Genomic DNA, 18,835 nt, shown 5'->3' with positions numbered 1-18,835 from the left:
TTAATAGCAGGTTACAAGTTTAATTTAGGAAAAGATATGGTTTTACAACCATCGATTATGTTGAAAGCAGTTTCAAACGCTCCGATGTCGTTAGACCTATCGAGTAGTTTAACTTATTTAGACAAAGTTACTTTAGGAGTTTCAGCAAGGTTAGATGATTCAATATCAACATTCTTGAACTTTAGGGTAAATGATTTTACAAGAATAGGCTATGCATTTGATTATACGCTAAGTAATTTCGGGCAGTATAATTCAGGATCTCATGAAGTAATGTTATTGTTTGATTTAAAGAGGTAAGGATCTAATTATCTAAACCCCGTAGCTTTTATAAGCTACAAGAAAGGGCTACTATCTCCATAGTAGCCTTTTTATTGTTTTAATAATAAATATAAAAATATACTTTAAATGCTGTGTACTAGTTTTCTTTAGGTGCTTTTACATACTAATTTTATATAAGGTATTGTATATACTTTATACTTAAAAAAAGAAACACTAAGTGCTTAAGGTAGGTGGTGTCATATCACTCGATATGATAACACCATATCAATAGAGTTGTTAATAGTATATCAACCGATATGATATAGTCATATCACGTGATATGATGTCTTAATATTTATAGTGCAAGAAAAATAAGAAGTAAGTATGTTACATAGAAACACGAATAAGGTGTTTTTATGTAACATGCTTACTTATTTATTAGCAACTGTAACAAGGAAAGGACTGTCGGTTATTCGTACATTCTTTAAAAAAGATTGCGCATTTGAAGTAACCTGTGTTTTAATTCGAATTGCATAAGACCCTGGTGAAAGTTGAGGAGCTTGAGCTATAATATTTTTAAAGTTATTGCGAGAGAAAAGAGTTACTTTGATTTCGTTACCATTTTCAGCCACAAAATACAAGCCTATCGTTGCATGGGTTCCTGCAATTTTTAAACGGTTACCGCTAAGTTCAAAAAGACCTTCTGAGGTAATGATAGTATTGATAGTTTTGGAAGTAACATCTACTAGGTGAGTAATTTCTGTTGTACTATTGGGTGAAACTACTTTTTTAAGTGGAATGTTTTGAAGTACTTCATTAATTAGTCGTCCGTTATTAAGCTTTACATGTAGTTTATGTTTTTCTTTAGTAAAACTGTTTTCGCTACTTTCAAAAATACCAGTAATAGAATATCCTATATTTAATAAAGGTAAATTAATAGCATAGCCATCTTTTATGGATTGTATAATTTCTTCATAGTAAGAATTTAATACGGCAACAATGTCTGTTTTACTTACTAGGTTACGTTTGCGTAACATTTTTTTTATTAAACCTGTTTGGTTTATTTTACGTGTTGTGAGTACACGTGCTATATAATTGCGTTCTTCAGTTAACTTGTTTTCAATTAAATAATATTTCATCGTTTCAATTTTTAAATTTATTACTTTTTCATAGTTATTAACTATGTACTTGCTATAACAAAAAGGAGTAAGGTTATTTAAAATAGTGAGCGATAAGGGACGTTAATTACTAATGGTATAGGTATACCAATACATAGCTTCTTCTAAGATACTATTTTTTTGAGTACTTATTTATTGTAAAAAAAATATTTATTAAAAAGTTCAGATGATAAATTAGCTGTATGAAGTATGTTGAAATAAGATATTTAAAAGTTGTTTTACTGAATAGTTATGAGTCTAACCATGTTTTAAAATCCTTAGCTTTCGCTTTACTAATTATTATTTTTTCTTCAAATTTAGGAACCGTTTCTACTAGTAGTTTTCCGTTAAAAAAATGCTTCACATGCTTAATTATATTTTTGTTTATTATAATTTGTCTGTTTGCTCTATAAAACAATGCAGGATCTACTTCTTCCTCAATTTCTTCTAATTTTTCTTGAATAATAAAGGAATTGTTTTCTAAAGAAACTGATTTAACTATTCCCATTTCAATATAAAAATAAGCTATTTCCTGTATTTTTAGAGGAATTAAAATCTCTCTTTTTTGTACTAAGTAAGTAGATTTATATGTTTTAGATTCCTTTTTTAACAATTCTAATACATTTTCTACTTTAAAATGAATTGAGTTTGTTGTTTCTCTAGTGGTTTTAAACTTAGTAATGGCTATGAGTAATTCGTTTTCTGTAATTGGTTTTAATATATAATCAATACTATTAACTTTAAAAGCTTTAATAGCATATTGATCATAAGCAGTTGTAAAAATAATAGGAGTTTGAATATTAATATGGTCAAAAATTTCAAAAGAGAGCCCATCAGATAAATGGATATCCATAAAAATAAGTTCTATGACATTGCTTTTACTAAGGTAGGCAATGCTAGATTTTACAGAGTCTAAAACCGTTTGAATTTCAATTTCAGAATCAATTTTAGTAAGTAGGTATTCTAAATGCTCAGCTGCTGTAATTTCATCTTCTATTATTAAAACCTTCATTTGTTACATGTTTAATGGTAAACTTACTTTAAAATACTCAGTTGATTTATTGATTAATATCTCTTTCTTTTTCAGTAAAACAGAGCGTTTGTTAATATTATTTAATCCTTGTCCTGTGCTAGCTGCTAATGTTTTTTTAAGCTTTATTTTATTCTTTACTATTAAATAGCCATTCTCTGTAAAGACGTAAATATATAAAGGGTTCTCTTTAGATATTTCATTATGTTTTACAGCATTTTCTACGAGCAATTGCAACGATAAAATAGGAAGCGTGTCTTCTATGTATTTATGATCAATTGTAATTATTACTTCAAATCGATCTCGAAACCGTACTTTTAAGAGGTGTATATAGCTTTCTAAAAAAGTGAGTTCTTCTTTTATAGTAACCAATTCTTTTTCTTTACTCTGTAATATGTAGCGATACATAAATGATAATTGATTCACAAATGTTGTAGCTGCTGTATTGTCTCTAATAAGTGAATTTAAAGAGTTTAAGGAATTAAATAAAAAGTGAGGATTTATTTGGTTTTTTAAGGCCATTAATTCATTTTGAATACTCTGCCTTTTTAAAATTTCTTTTTCAAGTACATCTTCTTTATGAACTAATTGGTAGCGTACTATTTTAGCTATAAAGTAGAGTAAAATAAATACAATACCATAACCAAAATAAACAAATCCAATTTTTTCTGGACGATGCCCTACCAATAAAGGGAAGCTTATTAAAAGGAGCTGAATTACACTAAAATAAATGCATACATGGAGTACTATTGTAAGTATGACCTCAATATATATGGGAACTTTTTTAAATTGATATCTCCAATTTGCATTTATTGTTAACAGCAAAATTGATGTTAAAAAAAGGAATACTAAATTTAGAATAGTTTCTTTTAACGAAAGCCCCAAGGTCTTATTTTCATTCACTATAAAAACCTCTATTATTCTTGGTAAGTTTAGTAATATAGATACAATTAGAGCAATACTTATAAGTAAGGATTTACTAACTTTAGAATACATTTATAAGGTTTTTTACGAAGTTACATTAATTTTTTGTGATTGGTAAGCATCTTATTTTTTTGAAAATATACTAACAAACACTCTTTTTTTTAAAGAAAAAGATCTTTAAAAAGTTCACCTTACAAAACAAACATTTCACTTGCTTTTTTAGACGTTTCACATAGATAGTTTTCATAGACCTCGTAGCCCTGAACTACTTTTGTTATAGAATTTAAATATTAGCATTATGAACACGCATACGATAACAAAAAAAGAAGTAATAAGTAAAGATGTACTTATTTATTTAAAAGGAGTTAGATTTTTTAAAACAACTTTTTTAAAATTAAATAATAAACTAGAAGAATATGGTAAGGCTGCTGGTTATGCCTTAAGAAGATAAGTTATTTTTTAACCATAAAATTTAGTAAGATGAAAACCATTAAATATTTAGTAGGATTTTTAGCACTACCACTTTTAGTAAGTTGTTCTTCTGTTAAAACTGTTAATAGTTGGCAAAAGAATAAAAGCTTGAACTTAGAAAGCAAAAAAGTTATTGTTTTTAGCAAAACAAATGATGCTTTTATTAGAAAGCAATTTGAAAGTGACTTAACTACGGTATTAAAAGAAAATAAGATACAGGGTATTGAGAGTTTTACTGTTTTTCCTAAAATAGATACAAACAAAAAACTAAATTTAGAAGAGCAATTAGCTTTTGTTTCTGGTTTGAGAAATAAGGGAATTGATGTAATTGTTCTTACCTCATTAAAAAATGTACATGAGTATTCTAAAACAGTTTCATCAGGTACAAACTATGCTAGTTATACCTACCCTGTAGTTTACCGATATAATAAAGGATTTTATAGGTATTATACTACTGTTTATTATGAAACAGCTCCAATGAGTTATGAGACTTATAAGGTTAAAAAGTATGTTTTAGAAACGGTTATTTACGATTTAACCAAATCGAAAGAAGAACAACTTGTATCTATTATTAACTCAGAGATAGACAATCCACAATCATTAGAAAAAGTGTCGAAAGATTTTTCAAAAGGTATTGTAAAACAGTTGCTTAAATAAGATTTTTTTGGTATTAAGCGTTTTAATATGAGCTATTTTTTATATCTTAATAAATTGAAAGTCAGTAATTAATGTAGGTTTGTATTCAGCAGAAAAGTATATTTTTTATTTTCTTCTGATGCTTAGGAAGCTTTGTAAAACAATTTTAAAATTAAGAATAGATGAAAAAATACACGGTACTGAATGTCTTTTTTATATTCCTAGTAGGAACAGTTTTTTCTCAAAAAAAGCAAAATAGTTTTAAATATATTGAGGTTACCTCTCATTATGGAAGTTATTTTTATTCAGGAGAAGGTTTACAAGACACAGGCATTTTAGATTTAGGATACGGAGGCTTAGATGTAAAATTTGGATGGCAACCTTCTAATGAAAAACACTGGGCAAGCATGTATGGGTACCCATCGTATGGTTTTGGAGCTTATGTAGGTTTTCTTGGGAACTCTAAAGTTTTTGGAAATCCCAATGCACTATTTGGTTTTATTAATTTTCCTATTGGCAATCAAAATAAAAAAAACGTATTTAGTGTAGAACCTGCTGTAGGTATTGCCTATAATTTTAATGCTTTTGATCCTGAAAGCAATCCTTTAAATGATGCTATTGGAGCCAAAGCGGCTGTTTATTTTAGTCTAGATTTTGGAGGGAGATATCAATTAACTAGAGAGTTAGATTTTAAATATGGTATCGACTTTACGCATTTTAGTAATGGTAGAACATACTCCCCTAATTATGGTTTAAATATGTTTGGTATTAACTTAGGATTGCGCTATAATTATAATTCAAAGCAAAAAGAACTCGACAGAAATGTATATACTACCAATACTTTAGTAGCGAGATTTCAAAAGCCAATGGCTACACCAAAAGAAAAGATTAACGATCATAACATAAGTTTTTATGCGGCAATTGGTACGGTTCAAAATGTTGAAAATAAAGGAACAGACCATAGGTACGGTACTTTCTCTGGTGTTATTGAGTATCAATATCGTTTAAATGTTATGAGTGGGTTCTCAGCAGGAATTGACTTTTTTTATGATGGTAGTTTAACTCAATACACAAACAAGCATCTTATGGCAGCTCATATTGGTTATGATTTAATGTTTTGGAAGTTAGAAATGAAATTTCAAGCGCTTACCTATATAACCGACAGCAAAGGGAAATCTAATTTTTTCTTCAGACCAGCATTGAGGTATAATATCTCTAAAAGATTTTTTGCGCAAGTGGGGCTTAAAACCGACGGAGGTGCTGATTGGGTAGAGTACGGTATTGGGTTTAAACCTTTTAATTGGTAGGAAGCAGTATGAGAAAATAGAAAACAACTCACATTAATTTATAATGCAACGATTAAAATAAATACCTATTTGTGGGTATTTATAGGGAGCGTGTTTCATTTAGTTTTAGGGGTATAAATAACTAAAAACTAAACTAAAATGGAATTTAATAAATTACTACTATGGCTATGCTTTATTTCTCTGCCACTGAGCGCACAATTTGGGCGAGAAGAGATATATAAAAGTAAAACGGTTAAAAACGAAATAACACTTTCTGTGGTAGATAAAGATCATCTAGATTATTTTGCAGATTTAGATGTAACAACAGAAAAAACACTCAAAGACACCGATTATTTTCAAGTAAAATCGAAAGAGTTTCGGGTGTATGCAGATTTTGTAAACCCATTTGAATATATATACAAATCTTCTCAGAAAACATTAGATGATGAGTTGTTTAAAGCTTCACAAGAATTTGTTCAAGGAGCAGTGGGTTATATTGCTGGAATTCAGAAGATAAATGAAAAGGCTATGTTTAGCGTTCCCAAAAATGATAAACTAGAACCAGAATTAGTTGAGATGTATTTACTAGTAACTTCAATCGATTCGAGCTTCTTTTCAACAAACAGCGCATTTAAGATAGCGATGAATAAACTTAATTTTATAGAAGCAAGTAAAAGCATTTCTGAAAATTATAACAATGCTTTTAAAGATTTAAAAAAGCTCACCATAATTTCAGAAATTAAAAAAACAGTTGCTTCAAATAAAACTTCGTTAGCTAACAATAAGTTAATTCTTGAAAATTTAAAAAGGCGATTTATAGATTTAAAAGAAGAGTTACAAGAATTAAAATTTGCAGAAAATCAGTTTTATATTAAAACATATATTGCAACCACAATAGCTACATTTGAAACTAAGATGCAAACTCTTGAAAGTTTAAAAACAGCTATTGATTCTAAATATGATAAGATAACTGAGCTTTTTAATGATATCTATGAGAGAAAACATAAGTTAGGAGAAAATAAATTTCTTGTTTCTAAAATAGAAGATGTTAAAAGTTCTAAAAGACATGAGCTTACAGTTGTGTTGGAAAAAATAGCATTCAATAATACTGAAAAGTCTATTAAAGTAGAAAATACCAAATCTTTTTTACTACATGTGCGAAAGAAAACAACCTTTATACCTGTGTTAAGTAGTGGGGTATTGTATACCAATTTATCGTTTCCACAATACAGTACAGATACCAATGCGGCAGGAGAAACCATTGTAGCACAAACAAAAGATAAAGAAAACGAAATAGCGGTAGCCGCCTATTTGAACCTGTATTTTAATAACGATTGGGATATTCCAGTATTTCTGCAATTTGGTATTGGACCTTCAAAAGAAAAACCCTTGTTCTTTTTAGGCGGCGGTTTTGAATTGTTACAAAAGCTTACCTTTTCTACGGGGGCGGTATTTACCTGGATGCCTAAATTAAATGACTTAAACGTAGGAGACAAAGTAGGGGGAGCGTCGATTGTACAGAAAGACATTAGTTTTGAATTTGATCGCAATCCAAAAATCTATTTCGGAATTAGTTTTGATATTACCAATAAGTAAAAGGATACCTATACATAAAGGCTTTTACACTTGCTGTTGCTTGTGTAGAAGCCTTTGTTTTATGTTGGAGCAATTGAAATAGATTCTTAGTTCTCCAATAATTTTAATATCTCTGTTCCAATTTTATCAGAGAATTTCTCACCATCTAACACAGAAACAAACCCCATTTTACATTGATGTTTTATTATTCTTTGAGGAACTATATAGTCATCCGTTTCAAAAGATTTAAATTGATTATTCTTATCTGTTCCAGGATATAATAGTAATGCTTTTTCTGCGCCCCAAAAACGACAATAAGTATACATTTGTCGTAAGTCAGCAACCGAAGCGGAAGTATTATTAGGACATTTCCATTTGGTATCAATGATATATGTTTTTCCAGCTACTTTTAAAACAATATCTGGGCGTAAACTGTTATTACCCCAAAAAGATTTAGACTCTTGCTCAAAAACGTCAATATTTGTTCCTTCACAAGTTTTTTGCAATTGTTTTAATACATACGTTTCCCATAATACATTCATATCAAATAATAAGGAAACCATTTTTTCTTTACCTCCTGAAATATTAGGAGAGTAGTTTAATATAATTAATCGAGCGAGTTCTAAACCATAACTATAACTAGCCGATTTTCTATTTAATTGTATGGAGTTTACTTGTTGTTTGGTTATGTTTTTTCGACTAACTATTGGAAAATTAAGTTCTAAACGTTTAAAACGGTCGTACAAACTAGTTCCTTTGGTAAATTTGCCTACAATTTCTAATGCATTGTATAAAGTTTGATGTAATAAATGATCTGTATCATAAACCTGATGTGTCGTATAAAACCGCTCTTTATGTACTAGATTTTTTTGAATATGACCTGCAAACTCTAATTTTCCTTTTAAAGCTTTGGTGTTGCTAGTTTTTTTATGGTATTGTTTAATAAATCCTTTACGTAAAAGGTTGTTTATTTCAGATAAATACAATTCAAAATAAACTTCTAATAAATTTAGGTTTGTACGTTTTACATTCGCTGCACCTGCTGATTCTGGGTTAAGTTTACCACATGCTTGTAGCATATGTAACAAAACTCCTTGCCATTTACTATCGTCATCATTTTTATCCGCTTTCGGGTGAATCTCAATCGATAAGCCATCTATTTGAATGATGCCTACATATTGGTTAAACTGAATACCTTTTGCAATAGGTTGAAAATATTTCCAATCGTGATATTCGTTTAATTTTAACAATGCATCTAAATGTTGTTGATTAAAACCCCGTTGACCAACATACAAACGTTGGTGTTCATATATTTTAATATGCTTAGGCATTTGCAAGCTCAGGAGTAATTTGTTTTATATCAATAGGATTAATTTCTGTTTCTATACCTAATGTTTTATGTATTGCTTTAATAATGTTTTGAGCATTAATCTTTTTCAATTGAAAAGAAGCCGTTTTAAAGTCATTTGAATTTTCGTAATTAAAGCTAGCAAATTTCACTTTTTTATTTTCCTTTTCTTTAATAAAATCTTTTCCTAAAATCAATCCTATTTTACCATAATCACCATAAAAATATTCTTGTAATAAGGGAATTACTTTATTCTTAAAAATGGAAGCTAGTTTTTCAGTATCTCCGCTATTAACAGCTATGAAGTAGGAGTGACCTATCGTATGATCGCTGTCTAATAATAATTCAATACGGTTGTTAATAGTTTCTAAAACTTCTTTTAAGTTAAAACCATCAAATAAAATATTTTCTAATAATTCTGGTTTTGGCATCATTTCTTTGAATTCAAAACGTCTTCGTAAAGCAGTATCTAAGGCTTCTACAGAACGGTCGGCTGTATTCATAGTTCCAATGATGTGAAGATTTGAAGGGATACCAAATTCTTTTTTAGAGTAAGGAAGTTTTATGGTAATTGCTTCATCTTGTCCCAAGCGTTTGTCTGGTTCTAACAGGGTAATTAGTTCTCCAAAAATAGCAGAGACATTTCCTCTGTTAATTTCATCAATAATTAAAACATGATCTTCTGGAATAGAAATTTCATGTTTTCTAGTAAAAGTTTGTTCGAAATAATCAACTTTTATGTCATCGTTATTAAATTGATAAATGGTTTGTTGTGTAATGTTTTTATCTACAAATAAACTAGGATCTGCATCTAAATTTGTTGCTAACCATTCTACTTTTCTAAAATGATGATATGGAATACCTTCAATATTTTTGTACTCATAATCTCCTGTCACTACGCCTATAGCATCAATAATATGATTACCTAAAGAAACTAATACAATATCACCTTTTTGTAACCAATAATTGAATGCAGAAATAGCCGTAATACTATATGATGAATGTTCTCCTTCAACGAAGTATTCTTTTTCATAAGCTTCTCTAAAGCTTTTTTGATCTGAATTATGAATAATACTTCCCAAGTCATTGGTTGTTCCATATCCTAATGCGATATAATTATTATTAATGCACCAATCGTGAATGTCTTTACGAGTTTTACCTCCAACGCTCATTTTAAAGTAGTTGATTTTTTTAAAATCTACTTGCTGATTATCTGAGACTATTTCACCTTTAATTCCTTTAGCCTTGTTTGCTAGTTTTTTAAAAATTCCATCTTCTATTTCATAAGTTACTTGTTTGTCTTCTGTTTTAGGTTTAATACCTTCTACAAAATCTTCATAACTCATAGATTGATGAAAAGTGGTAAATACTATTTGTTCTTTTTTGTGGAATTCATTATATTTTTCTACTATGGCTTTTCTATCTTCTTCTGAATTTTTATAGGTAATTTTATTTATAAGCTCAACTGCTAATTTTTTAGTAGCGTAAGTTTTTCCTGTTCCTGGAGGACCGTATAATATTTGGTTAGTAGATGTAACATTTATTTTAAATTGATCTATTAAATCATATATAAATGGAGTAAAAGAGGAGTAACCTGAAAATCCTCGTTCTAATAAAGGGATAATTCTTTTTAAATTGTGATAGTCTAATTTAAAAGTTTTAAAATTTGTATGATAATATTCTTCCCACCTTTCAGGTATCTCTACTGAAGCTCTTTCGGCGTAACTATCAATAGTATTGTCGGCTATTTCATTTCTTCTATTATTTAGTAGATATTCGTGATATAACGAAAATAAATCTTCTTTTTCAAACTCCATAATTTCTATCTTTTTTAAAAAATTCATAAATGCTTTTATAGATGCAGAATAAAACCCGTTATTTCCATAAGAAGGTGCTTTTTCATAATAATATTTTCCATGAATATTTCTTTGCTCTTTTATGAGGTTGTCATAAAGTAATTGTAATTCATCTAACTCATGTTGTAAATACAAATCGATTTCTAAAATTTCATTTAAAATATCAATAGCTCTCAAATAAGAACCAATTTTATTACTAGTTTCATTTCCTTTTAACCAATTTGAAAATTCTTTTTTAATACCTTCTGTATTTAAGTTAGCTATCTGCCAAAGTTCTTTTGTAAAGTTATAATAATTTTTATTTTCCGATTTTTGTTGTAATATCTTTCGATGTAAAAAAGATATATCAGTTTTTTTTGAGATAACTATATGTAGATGATCTGCTATTATTTTTAAAGCTTCTTCTTTAAAAATATTTAAACTATTATAATTTCCATATAAAAAAGCAATTTTCCATTTATAGGCTGTCCCTAAATCTATGTCATCAATAGCTTCTATAGTATCTCCTTGAGCATTGGTAGCTATATCAATAATTATTTGCTTGATTTTCTCAAATGCTTCTTCAGCTGTTGCTCCATATTTTGTATGCCACGCGTATTCTCCATCTGAATCACGATTATTAGTTTTTTCTGTTTTACTATTAGTACCTTTTTTATAAACACCAAACTTATAAGAGCTACCACCAACTACACTTCCTAAATCTCGGGTAATATGTTCTACCCAATAACAAAAAGAATCTTCTCTGTTTGTGTTAGTATATTCATTTAGTTGCATCTCTTGTAGCTTTTTTATAGGCCACTTTTCTAAGAATCGCTGTTTTAAATTTTCTAATTCTTTGTTCATTTGTTATATATAGTTGCTTATACCAAATTATGCTTGTAAATAATTATTTAATTTACTAATAGTTTAACTATTTTAATTAAATTTTGAGTGCCCGAATCTAGTATAAAAAAAATGGGTAACCTTACGGATATCCATATTAAAAGTAAGGGTTTTCCCTATTTTTAAAAAAGAGAAAACCCGTTTAAATTATTTTGAAGTTAACAGCTGTCGTTTTATTTAAACTTTAGCTGGTAGCCATTTGTTGTTGGAAAGTAAGGATTATAAACTCTGCAGGTCTTAGCACAGCTACTTTTATACTTACCACCATAATACCGTTAAGAGTATCTTCACCGGTCATGGTGGTACCCAAACCACATTCAACAGAAAAAGCATCGGCAGCCGTAGCTCCTTGTAATCCGCCTTTTTGCCAAACACCGTGTAAAAAACTGCTAATCATTCTTTTAACAGATGTCCAAGTGCTGGCATCATTTGGTTCAAAAACATAAGCATTTGCGGCAAGTTTACAGGATTGTTCTAAAAAAATTAGGGTTCTTCTTATGGGTATATAACGGTAGTCTTGGCTATTGCCATCTAAAGTTTTTGCGCCCCAAACTAGAATTCCTGCTCTGTTAAAAAAGCGAATGGCATTAATAGACTTTCCAGTAATAGGATCTATATTTAAGGTTTCTTGTTGTGCATTGGTTAAATTAATTGGCAAGTTAATAACATTGGTCATGGCTATATTAGCAGGAGCTTTCCAAGGCCCTAATTGACTGTCTGTTCTTGTAATAATCCCCGCCATTCCACCACTTGGAGGTACTAAATTTGCATTGGATAATATATGGGTGATAATAGTACTGTAAATAGGGCTCGCCGCTATTAAGGCACTATTGTTTTCATTTATCGTTTGTGCTTGCCCGTTGGATGGGTTTTGAATCTTCGCAATGATGGCGTTTACGGCTTCATTCGGATTGTTAGCTGGGCTTAATATTTCTTGTAATTTTGTAAGATCTCCGCCAAATAAATTGGTGTAATTAATGTCGTTACTTTGCATTACCGTTGCTTCAACAAAAGGATAGTAAGCAGCGCCATAATCTAAACCATGGGTTCCCGTGGCATTTCTAAACGCAGTTATATCTTCTGTATAAGTATTTTGATGCGGTGTGTTGCCGCCAATAATATCAAAAATACAGATGGCAGTTTGCTTTTCAGAGGCCTGCTCTAGCATTGCTTGCATTAAGGTTGCATTTTGCTCTAAAGAAAGTAAGGTTGCTTCTGGACATATATATAAGGTAGGCTCTTGTTCTTGTTGTAATAATGCCAATCCGTTAGTTAAGTCGTTAACTTTTACATTAGGGTTTACAATTTGACGTCCAACTTTGGTGGTATTTCCTGAGGTAGGACCATAGGAACCTACCGATACGATATAGGCTTCTTTACCGCCATTGTCGTAAAATAATTTAATGCTATTATATAGGTAGTAAATAGTTGTTGGGTCTGGCAACATAGCGTAATACTGGTTTGCAATTAGTATAGAATCGCCAACTCTCGGTTGACTCGCTTGTTTTACTAAATAATATTCTGGATTGTATTGTTTTGTGGGTTCAGCAGGTGCTGGTGGGTTTGGTAAACAAAAAATTGATTGAAATTCTGCAAAGGAAGTAATCTTTGTAGGTACATTGATGTACGATTTATCTTGGTAGTTGGCTTGTGGTGTATATCCAATAAATGCTGGTACTGCCGTGGAAACAGATACTACCGAGTTTGGAAAAGCGTTTATTTCGTTAATGTATACCCCTGGAGTTTTGATTGTTGATAAGTTCATGAAGGTTGTGTTGGTTTTTGAGGGTTTTAAATAGTTAAGTGCTCATTTTTAATGAATAGGCTATTTATGTATACAAGGGGTGATTATACATTTTTATACTCCTTAATTCTTCATTAAATTTTATGAGCATTTGAATATATAATAAAAAAATAAGGTTTTGTATAGAAAAACCTTACTATAAGTAAGGGAAAACCCTATTTTTAAAATAGGATAAAACCCTTTAAGACAATTTTATAGCAGCGTTTATGGATATTGCTTATGGAGGTAGCTAGTAAATGAAGTTAGTAATAGCGCTGTGTTTAATAGGGGATTTATAAAAAAAAGAACGTCATTAAGGTGTTGTTTTTCAGTGTGTTATTGTTGTTTTTTGTATTCATGTATCTAAACCAAGTCATTTACAACATAAATATTTCTAACCGCATCATTTTGTCAAATACTTACTTGTTTATTTCTGAACTTTATATTGTCCAAAAGCTAAGTAGACAATATTGGTAAGGAGGGTAAAACCCAATTACCAAAATAATTTTAAAACGTAATCAAAAGAAAAATATTCGATTGAGTAGCTACTATCATTTCTTTTGATTTCAAAGGTGGAATTTAGAGAAGCCTATTTTAAAAAGAATAAAACTAATTAAAAAAAACAATCATGGATTTACAATTAAAAGAATTATCTACATTATACAAAGAATTCAACGCAGATCATAAATGGATTCAAACTACAAGTATCACTCAAGTAAAGACAAGTGGTAGAAGTATGCTTCATTTTCAAGCTGAATTACCTTTAGATGGGTCTAATAAAGGATATTTTGTTAGAATTAAAGATGAACATGGAAACATTGTTAAGGATACCTATCATCAACGTGCTGCTACTTCAAATCCGGTAACAGGAACAATTGAATCAAATGATTTAGATTTTAGGAGTCAAATTTATACATTAGAATTTGGACCTCATTTTACAGCTACAAATGTGAATTCAGTTGGGGCAACTGCAACAATAATTCAAGGAAGACCAAGAAAATTTGAATCTTCGGCAGTTTATTATAATATGAACCTCCCTAAAGCTGTTTTATTTGAGTATAATGTACCGCCATCTATTTTTGATAATAATACGGATGTTAAAATATACTTGGTAGAAGGAAAAGATATTAAAGAAGAGAGATATGCTATAGAAAATAAAGTGTTTAAACTTTCAAAATCATCATATATAGGAGATGGTGAAATTAGTTTTCAAAATGCCTTAGATCATGGAAAAACGTATACCTTATGTATGGGGATATTTAGTGGTGTAAGACAAGTTGCAGGAAATACTTTTATCTGGGAATAGATAAACGATTGTATCTTATTTTTAGAATGAGATGAAGTTTTTAATAAGAATGTCATGTGTTGGTAAAATAATGCATGACATTCTTTATTATTATTAACAAAAATGGAACAGAAAGTATTATTCGTCAATATTGTGATGAATGTAACAATTGATTTATATTAATTTTAATCAGCCTACTAAATTAGTAACAAAAATTGGTTTTATTGATCTGTTTTTCGTGCATTGGAGTTTTCTTCTTAGGCATTTCTCCGAGGTATAATTAACATTTTATATCATTAAACTCGTCAGAGTTACAAAGTTTATCAGATTCACTTGTTTAATTGAAAATATACGTTTGAAAAACTTAGTGTTTTATTGTCTAGTGTATTTAGATAACTTAGTATTTAAATTTCTTTGATAGTCTAAGTATAAAATTTCTTTATTTAAACCATTAATTTCATATTCATAAATATCTTTAGGATCTTTTATATTTGTTATTTTAAGATAGCTATATAGTTCGCCTACTGGAACTTTCTCTGAGCATTGAGGAGATGTAGTATTTATTGAATAATAATAAGTTTTATCTAATTTCCCATCAGAATAGTCATAACACTTACCATTTTTAGAAAATATAATTTTAGTTCTTGAATCTTTTTCTAATTCCCATGTACCAATAATTTCTTTTTTATAATCCTCTATAGTTGAGTTGTGATTTGTTTGTGAAAACAATATACAAGAAGACAAAAACACAAATGTTAAAAGTGCTAAAATATTTTTCATCCTTTTATTGTTTTGTATACAAATGAAGTTTGCCTCTTTCAGAAGTTATAGACAAAGTAGTTATATCATTAGAATTAATTACAAGTTTAATATTACTATCATCATTATGAATCCAAGTTCCAAGTATTTTAGTATCTAAATTAGGTTCTTGTAATTGTTGAGCTTTACAACTTAATGATAATACCAAAAGAGTTGTTATGATTAAAATTGCTTTCATTTTTGATTTGCATTTTATTAATTCTTTTTAAATGAAAGTAAACAATAAAACATTAGTTTTTTTATTGTTTAAAGTAGATTTCTAATTTTCCTCTTTCGCTTGTAATTGACAAAATAGTTTTACCAGAGGAGGTAGTATTTATAGTGTTCATTATGTCACAACTATAATCAATTGTATTTAATTTTATTTTTAAGAATATATTATAATCACTTTTTGAATTTGTATTACATCCGATACTCAATTTATATTCAGAAGTATCTTCTAAATTGTTATCTATATATATATTTAATATATTATTTGATAAAAATTGAATCTTATTAGATGGATCCTCTTTTGAAATCCAAGTTCCAATAATTTCTTTTTTATAATCTTCTATAGTTGAGTTGTTATTTGTTTGTGAAAATAATACGCAAGAAGAAAAGAATGTTAGTGTTAAAAATGTTAAAATATTTTTCATTTTTTATATTTTTAAATTTCACAAACAATTTATATTGTTTTTTACTCTTTCTAACCGGCCACACCTATCTTCATTATGAGCCCAAGTTTAAGTATTTTAATTAGGTTCTTCTATTTATTAGATTTTACAACTTAATGAGAATATTATAATCATTGTTTTGATTAAAATTGTTTTTATTTCTATAAAAATTACTGTTTTTTATAGATCACAATAATCCCTCTATTTTCATCATTAATGACATTAGTCCATTATTTTCATAATTTAATCCTTCTATACTTGAGTTGTTATTTGTTTGTGAAAATAATACATAAGAAGACAAAAATATCAATATTAAAAGTGCCAAAGTATGCTTCATTTTATAAAAATTACTGTTTCTTATAAACTACTATTTTACCTTGATTCTTGGTCATAATTGAAAACAACCCATTATTTTCATAGTTTAAACCTTCAATATAAGCACAAAATTCATTTCCTTTATTTGTAATAGTTTTTAAAAAATATCCTTTATTTAAGGAAATCATCTCTCCATCACAAGTTCTTGAGATGTAATATTTATTTATAAATTTAAGAGTATTTTTAAAATACCTTTTAATTTTACCATCGTTAGTAAATTCAATTTTTGTATTAGAATTATTTTCATTAATCCAAGTTCCAATAATTTCTTTTCTGTAATCTTCTATTGTTGAATTGTCATTTGTTTGTGAAAACAATACGCAAGAAGAAAATAATGCTAATGTTAAAAATGTTAAAATATTTTTCATTTTTTAAAGATTAAATACAATTTATATAATTTTTTACTATTTCAAACACTTGTTCTCGAGCTTCTCTAGAATCATCATCTGTATAAAAATTTACTTCATCAGTTATATCATCTACAGTTGTGTTTTTATCAATAACTACATTAGCTAATACCCGATCTTGAAAAAACCATAACCCACTAATAACAGCTGATTTAATATCTTCTAGAGATTGAGGTCCTGTATATGCCCAACCACTACCATTGTTATTCAAAAAACCTTTATAATCTTCATAATTAGCTCTACCTGTTAATTGTATAATACCTCTACCTCTATAATTATAACCATCTCCTGAGGCAATATCACCATTTCCATTTCTATTTGCATAAACATAATTTCCTAATGCAACTGGATCATTGGCATAAGTATTTGGGTGTATTTTTTTAGGGTCTGTAAATGAGAATCTAGTTGGCCATACCGCTACTAATCTTTGTGCTGAATAATTTAAATTTTCTGCAATTCCTATATTCTCAAATCCATCTGACTCATGTCCTGCTTGCGCTAGAAAATGCTGTAGTTCGAACTTATTATTTAAACTAAAAATCGTACCTAAATCATTAATTAATTCTGCTAATACATTTAGTCCGTTTTGATCTGCATTTGGAAATACATTGGCTAAATCTTCACTAGAAGTATTACAATCATCTTCTATACAGTTTCCTGTAACTGGATCTTCTCTAAATCCAATAGGACAAATACAGTCTCCATTTACAAAAATTTTACCACTAAAAGGAGGACAATTAATATCTTGTATATCAACTGGTGAAGTTGTTGTGCTTCCTCCCGTGCTTATTGGGTCTGCACCACTACCACCACCGCCTGTGCTAAGTTGGTCGTCGTTTGGCTCACCTAAATTATTGTTTGGGTTTGGAGGTGTATAAGTACCACCAGCACAATGTGAAAAATCTAAATAAGTTGCTAGTATTGTCGTTCCCGTGCAAAATTCATCACAAGGGGGGAAATCAGACATTCCATGTTCACGTGATGCGTGACCGCAAGCATATTTTGGTAAATGAACGCCACCTTTATCACATTTTGCAATATCTCTTATTATTCTACCCTCACAAGGATTAGTTCCTCCACCGCTTTCAACATCTGCCCAATCGAAACTATCTTTAGAACTTAAATTTAAGTTATCTGTGTTTAAGTAGTCTTTTGGTATTTTATGCAAATAGGCTTGTTGATATTTGTTTTCAGTATTATTTGATTGGTAGGAAACTAAGAAATAACTAAATACATTGTTATACTTTTTTACTAAGAAATTCTCAAAGTTAGAAGCTTGTAATACTGGATTGTCAACTTTAAAAGTCCAACTAATTGTTTCTCCTTGAGTAATTTTGTGTATTTGAGAAGTGTTTATAAATAAGCCTTCTGCAACTTCTTCTTGTTTCTCTTGATACGTACTATTGTTTCTACTCCTTTTTTCTAGAATGGGTAATATCTTTTGTATTTCAATATCATTTTTTAATTCGATAAAATTTAATTTCTCTAAAGTAAACTCATTGATTTGTGTACCGTTTTGCTGTTGATAAACTTCTTCATTTTGGCAATTCCATAAAAATAAGGAAATACTAAACAGAAAAACACCTAATTTAATCGAGTTATTTTTTTTATTTCCCATAGCGGAAGTACTTATTAATTAATAAAATTTGTTTTTATTAATTCAATCTAGTTGAAATAAGTGGCGCTATAAAATGAGAAGTAACAAACGGATACGAAAGTGTAATAAATGATTAACTTAACGTTATAAACGGTAAAAACAAGTCTAAATACATTGATTAAAGCTCTAAAAGATCATTATTTTAAAATTGAAACTAGAGAAGGTGTAAAGTTTGTTTGTATTTTGGGACCTAAAATAAAAACCCTGTAAACAGAATGCTTACAGGGTTTAATAGTGGAGACGCCGAGTAGGAAAGGTATATTTTTCAAGTTTTCTATTTAATCTGTTTTTTCATATTTGAGATCCCAGCGAAAACCATAGCACCCTTTACTTACAAGGCTTTAAGGAAAACTCGCACTAGTTGTTTGGAGAAAATCTCCTTCTTTGATGATATTCATAGATTAGCTAAAATAAACATATTTCAGCCCCTCCT

The 18,835-nt window shown here is 29.1% G+C and carries 17 protein-coding genes; 6 read left to right on the top strand and 11 right to left on the bottom strand.

Annotated elements, in window-relative coordinates; translation table 11 throughout:
- Positions 1-297, top strand: a 297-nt coding sequence (locus Q0881_RS17405; protein ID WP_299163156.1) for a type IX secretion system membrane protein PorP/SprF, incomplete at its 5' end; no start/stop codon positions are given.
- 392 nt (positions 298-689) lie between these two features.
- Here Q0881_RS17405 and Q0881_RS17400 read toward each other — a convergent pair.
- From Q0881_RS17400 to Q0881_RS17390, 3 genes are all read right to left on the bottom strand, one after another.
- Complete coding sequence (locus Q0881_RS17400) at positions 690-1,397, bottom strand: DNA-binding domain-containing protein (RefSeq protein ID WP_299163153.1); 708 nt, start codon at positions 1,395-1,397, stop codon at positions 690-692.
- 268 nt (positions 1,398-1,665) lie between these two features.
- The gene (locus Q0881_RS17395; protein WP_299163150.1) at positions 1,666-2,427 is read right to left on the bottom strand and encodes a response regulator transcription factor; all 762 of its coding nucleotides are present in this window, start codon (positions 2,425-2,427) and stop codon (positions 1,666-1,668) included.
- A gap of 3 nt (positions 2,428-2,430) precedes the next feature.
- Positions 2,431-3,441 carry a histidine kinase gene (locus Q0881_RS17390; protein ID WP_299163147.1) on the bottom strand — a complete coding sequence of 337 codons (1,011 nt, stop codon included), beginning with the start codon at positions 3,439-3,441 and terminating at the stop codon, positions 2,431-2,433.
- 226 nt (positions 3,442-3,667) lie between these two features.
- Between Q0881_RS17390 and Q0881_RS17385 the strand changes: the two genes are divergently transcribed.
- From Q0881_RS17385 to Q0881_RS17370, 4 genes are all read left to right on the top strand, one after another.
- Positions 3,668-3,820 (top strand): hypothetical protein, encoded by a 153-nt coding sequence (locus Q0881_RS17385; RefSeq protein ID WP_299163144.1) that lies wholly within the window; start codon positions 3,668-3,670, stop codon positions 3,818-3,820.
- Positions 3,821-3,849: 29 nt separating this feature from the next.
- Positions 3,850-4,497 carry a hypothetical protein gene (locus tag Q0881_RS17380; RefSeq protein WP_299163140.1) on the top strand — a complete coding sequence of 216 codons (648 nt, stop codon included), beginning with the start codon at positions 3,850-3,852 and terminating at the stop codon, positions 4,495-4,497.
- 161 nt (positions 4,498-4,658) lie between these two features.
- Complete coding sequence (locus Q0881_RS17375; RefSeq protein ID WP_299163137.1) at positions 4,659-5,783, top strand: acyloxyacyl hydrolase; 1,125 nt, start codon at positions 4,659-4,661, stop codon at positions 5,781-5,783.
- 138 nt (positions 5,784-5,921) lie between these two features.
- Positions 5,922-7,358, top strand: coding sequence for a hypothetical protein (locus Q0881_RS17370; protein ID WP_299163134.1), 1,437 nt, complete (start codon positions 5,922-5,924; stop codon positions 7,356-7,358).
- 86 nt (positions 7,359-7,444) lie between these two features.
- Here the strand turns inward: Q0881_RS17370 and Q0881_RS17365 are convergent, their stop codons facing one another.
- The 3 genes from Q0881_RS17365 to Q0881_RS17355 form a co-directional block, all read right to left on the bottom strand.
- Positions 7,445-8,668 carry a restriction endonuclease gene (locus Q0881_RS17365; RefSeq protein ID WP_299163131.1) on the bottom strand — a complete coding sequence of 408 codons (1,224 nt, stop codon included), beginning with the start codon at positions 8,666-8,668 and terminating at the stop codon, positions 7,445-7,447.
- Positions 8,661-11,384, bottom strand: coding sequence for an AAA family ATPase (locus Q0881_RS17360; RefSeq protein WP_299163129.1), 2,724 nt, complete (start codon positions 11,382-11,384; stop codon positions 8,661-8,663). The genes Q0881_RS17365 and Q0881_RS17360 overlap by 8 nt, the downstream gene beginning before the upstream one ends.
- A 223-nt stretch (positions 11,385-11,607) precedes the next feature.
- Positions 11,608-13,188, bottom strand: coding sequence for a phage tail sheath C-terminal domain-containing protein (locus Q0881_RS17355; protein ID WP_299163126.1), 1,581 nt, complete (start codon positions 13,186-13,188; stop codon positions 11,608-11,610).
- Between the two features lie 646 nt (positions 13,189-13,834).
- Between Q0881_RS17355 and Q0881_RS17350 the strand changes: the two genes are divergently transcribed.
- Positions 13,835-14,512 (top strand): hypothetical protein, encoded by a 678-nt coding sequence (locus Q0881_RS17350; protein ID WP_299163123.1) that lies wholly within the window; start codon positions 13,835-13,837, stop codon positions 14,510-14,512.
- 351 nt (positions 14,513-14,863) lie between these two features.
- Here the strand turns inward: Q0881_RS17350 and Q0881_RS17345 are convergent, their stop codons facing one another.
- From Q0881_RS17345 to Q0881_RS17325, 5 genes are all read right to left on the bottom strand, one after another.
- On the bottom strand, positions 14,864-15,271 hold the full coding sequence (locus Q0881_RS17345) for a hypothetical protein (RefSeq protein ID WP_299163121.1): 408 nt from the start codon (positions 15,269-15,271) through the stop codon (positions 14,864-14,866).
- 4 nt (positions 15,272-15,275) lie between these two features.
- The gene (locus tag Q0881_RS17340; RefSeq protein WP_299163118.1) at positions 15,276-15,488 is read right to left on the bottom strand and encodes a hypothetical protein; all 213 of its coding nucleotides are present in this window, start codon (positions 15,486-15,488) and stop codon (positions 15,276-15,278) included.
- A gap of 61 nt (positions 15,489-15,549) precedes the next feature.
- On the bottom strand, positions 15,550-15,945 hold the full coding sequence (locus Q0881_RS17335; RefSeq protein ID WP_299163116.1) for a hypothetical protein: 396 nt from the start codon (positions 15,943-15,945) through the stop codon (positions 15,550-15,552).
- A gap of 365 nt (positions 15,946-16,310) precedes the next feature.
- Positions 16,311-16,706: a hypothetical protein gene (locus tag Q0881_RS17330; RefSeq protein WP_299163114.1), complete on the bottom strand. Its 396-nt coding sequence runs from the start codon at positions 16,704-16,706 to the stop codon at positions 16,311-16,313.
- A gap of 10 nt (positions 16,707-16,716) precedes the next feature.
- A complete protein-coding gene (locus Q0881_RS17325) occupies positions 16,717-18,363 on the bottom strand; it encodes a hypothetical protein (RefSeq protein WP_299163111.1) in 1,647 nt (548 codons plus the stop codon).
- Between the last annotated feature and the right edge of the window lie 472 nt (positions 18,364-18,835).

The organism is uncultured Tenacibaculum sp., from assembly GCF_947494125.1.
GTDB lineage: Bacteria > Bacteroidota > Bacteroidia > Flavobacteriales > Flavobacteriaceae > Polaribacter.
This window is presented reverse-complemented; position numbering and strand designations above follow the sequence as displayed.

What these genes read in the sequence shown, in the direction of transcription:
- Q0881_RS17325 (WP_299163111.1), bottom strand. Translation starts at nt 18,363, where the DNA reads ATGGGAAATAAAAAAAATAACTCGATTAAATTAGGTGTTTTTCTGTTT.
- Q0881_RS17375 (WP_299163137.1), top strand. Translation starts at nt 4,659, where the DNA reads ATGAAAAAATACACGGTACTGAATGTCTTTTTTATATTCCTAGTAGGA.
- Q0881_RS17395 (WP_299163150.1), bottom strand. Translation starts at nt 2,427, where the DNA reads ATGAAGGTTTTAATAATAGAAGATGAAATTACAGCAGCTGAGCATTTA.
- Q0881_RS17335 (WP_299163116.1), bottom strand. Translation starts at nt 15,945, where the DNA reads ATGAAAAATATTTTAACATTTTTAACACTAACATTCTTTTCTTCTTGC.
- Q0881_RS17400 (WP_299163153.1), bottom strand. Translation starts at nt 1,397, where the DNA reads ATGAAATATTATTTAATTGAAAACAAGTTAACTGAAGAACGCAATTAT.
- Q0881_RS17360 (WP_299163129.1), bottom strand. Translation starts at nt 11,384, where the DNA reads ATGAACAAAGAATTAGAAAATTTAAAACAGCGATTCTTAGAAAAGTGG.
- Q0881_RS17370 (WP_299163134.1), top strand. Translation starts at nt 5,922, where the DNA reads ATGGAATTTAATAAATTACTACTATGGCTATGCTTTATTTCTCTGCCA.
- Q0881_RS17385 (WP_299163144.1), top strand. Translation starts at nt 3,668, where the DNA reads ATGAACACGCATACGATAACAAAAAAAGAAGTAATAAGTAAAGATGTA.
- Q0881_RS17355 (WP_299163126.1), bottom strand. Translation starts at nt 13,188, where the DNA reads ATGAACTTATCAACAATCAAAACTCCAGGGGTATACATTAACGAAATA.
- Q0881_RS17340 (WP_299163118.1), bottom strand. Translation starts at nt 15,488, where the DNA reads ATGAAAGCAATTTTAATCATAACAACTCTTTTGGTATTATCATTAAGT.
- Q0881_RS17345 (WP_299163121.1), bottom strand. Translation starts at nt 15,271, where the DNA reads ATGAAAAATATTTTAGCACTTTTAACATTTGTGTTTTTGTCTTCTTGT.
- Q0881_RS17330 (WP_299163114.1), bottom strand. Translation starts at nt 16,706, where the DNA reads ATGAAAAATATTTTAACATTTTTAACATTAGCATTATTTTCTTCTTGC.
- Q0881_RS17350 (WP_299163123.1), top strand. Translation starts at nt 13,835, where the DNA reads ATGGATTTACAATTAAAAGAATTATCTACATTATACAAAGAATTCAAC.
- Q0881_RS17380 (WP_299163140.1), top strand. Translation starts at nt 3,850, where the DNA reads ATGAAAACCATTAAATATTTAGTAGGATTTTTAGCACTACCACTTTTA.
- Q0881_RS17390 (WP_299163147.1), bottom strand. Translation starts at nt 3,441, where the DNA reads ATGTATTCTAAAGTTAGTAAATCCTTACTTATAAGTATTGCTCTAATT.
- Q0881_RS17365 (WP_299163131.1), bottom strand. Translation starts at nt 8,668, where the DNA reads ATGCCTAAGCATATTAAAATATATGAACACCAACGTTTGTATGTTGGT.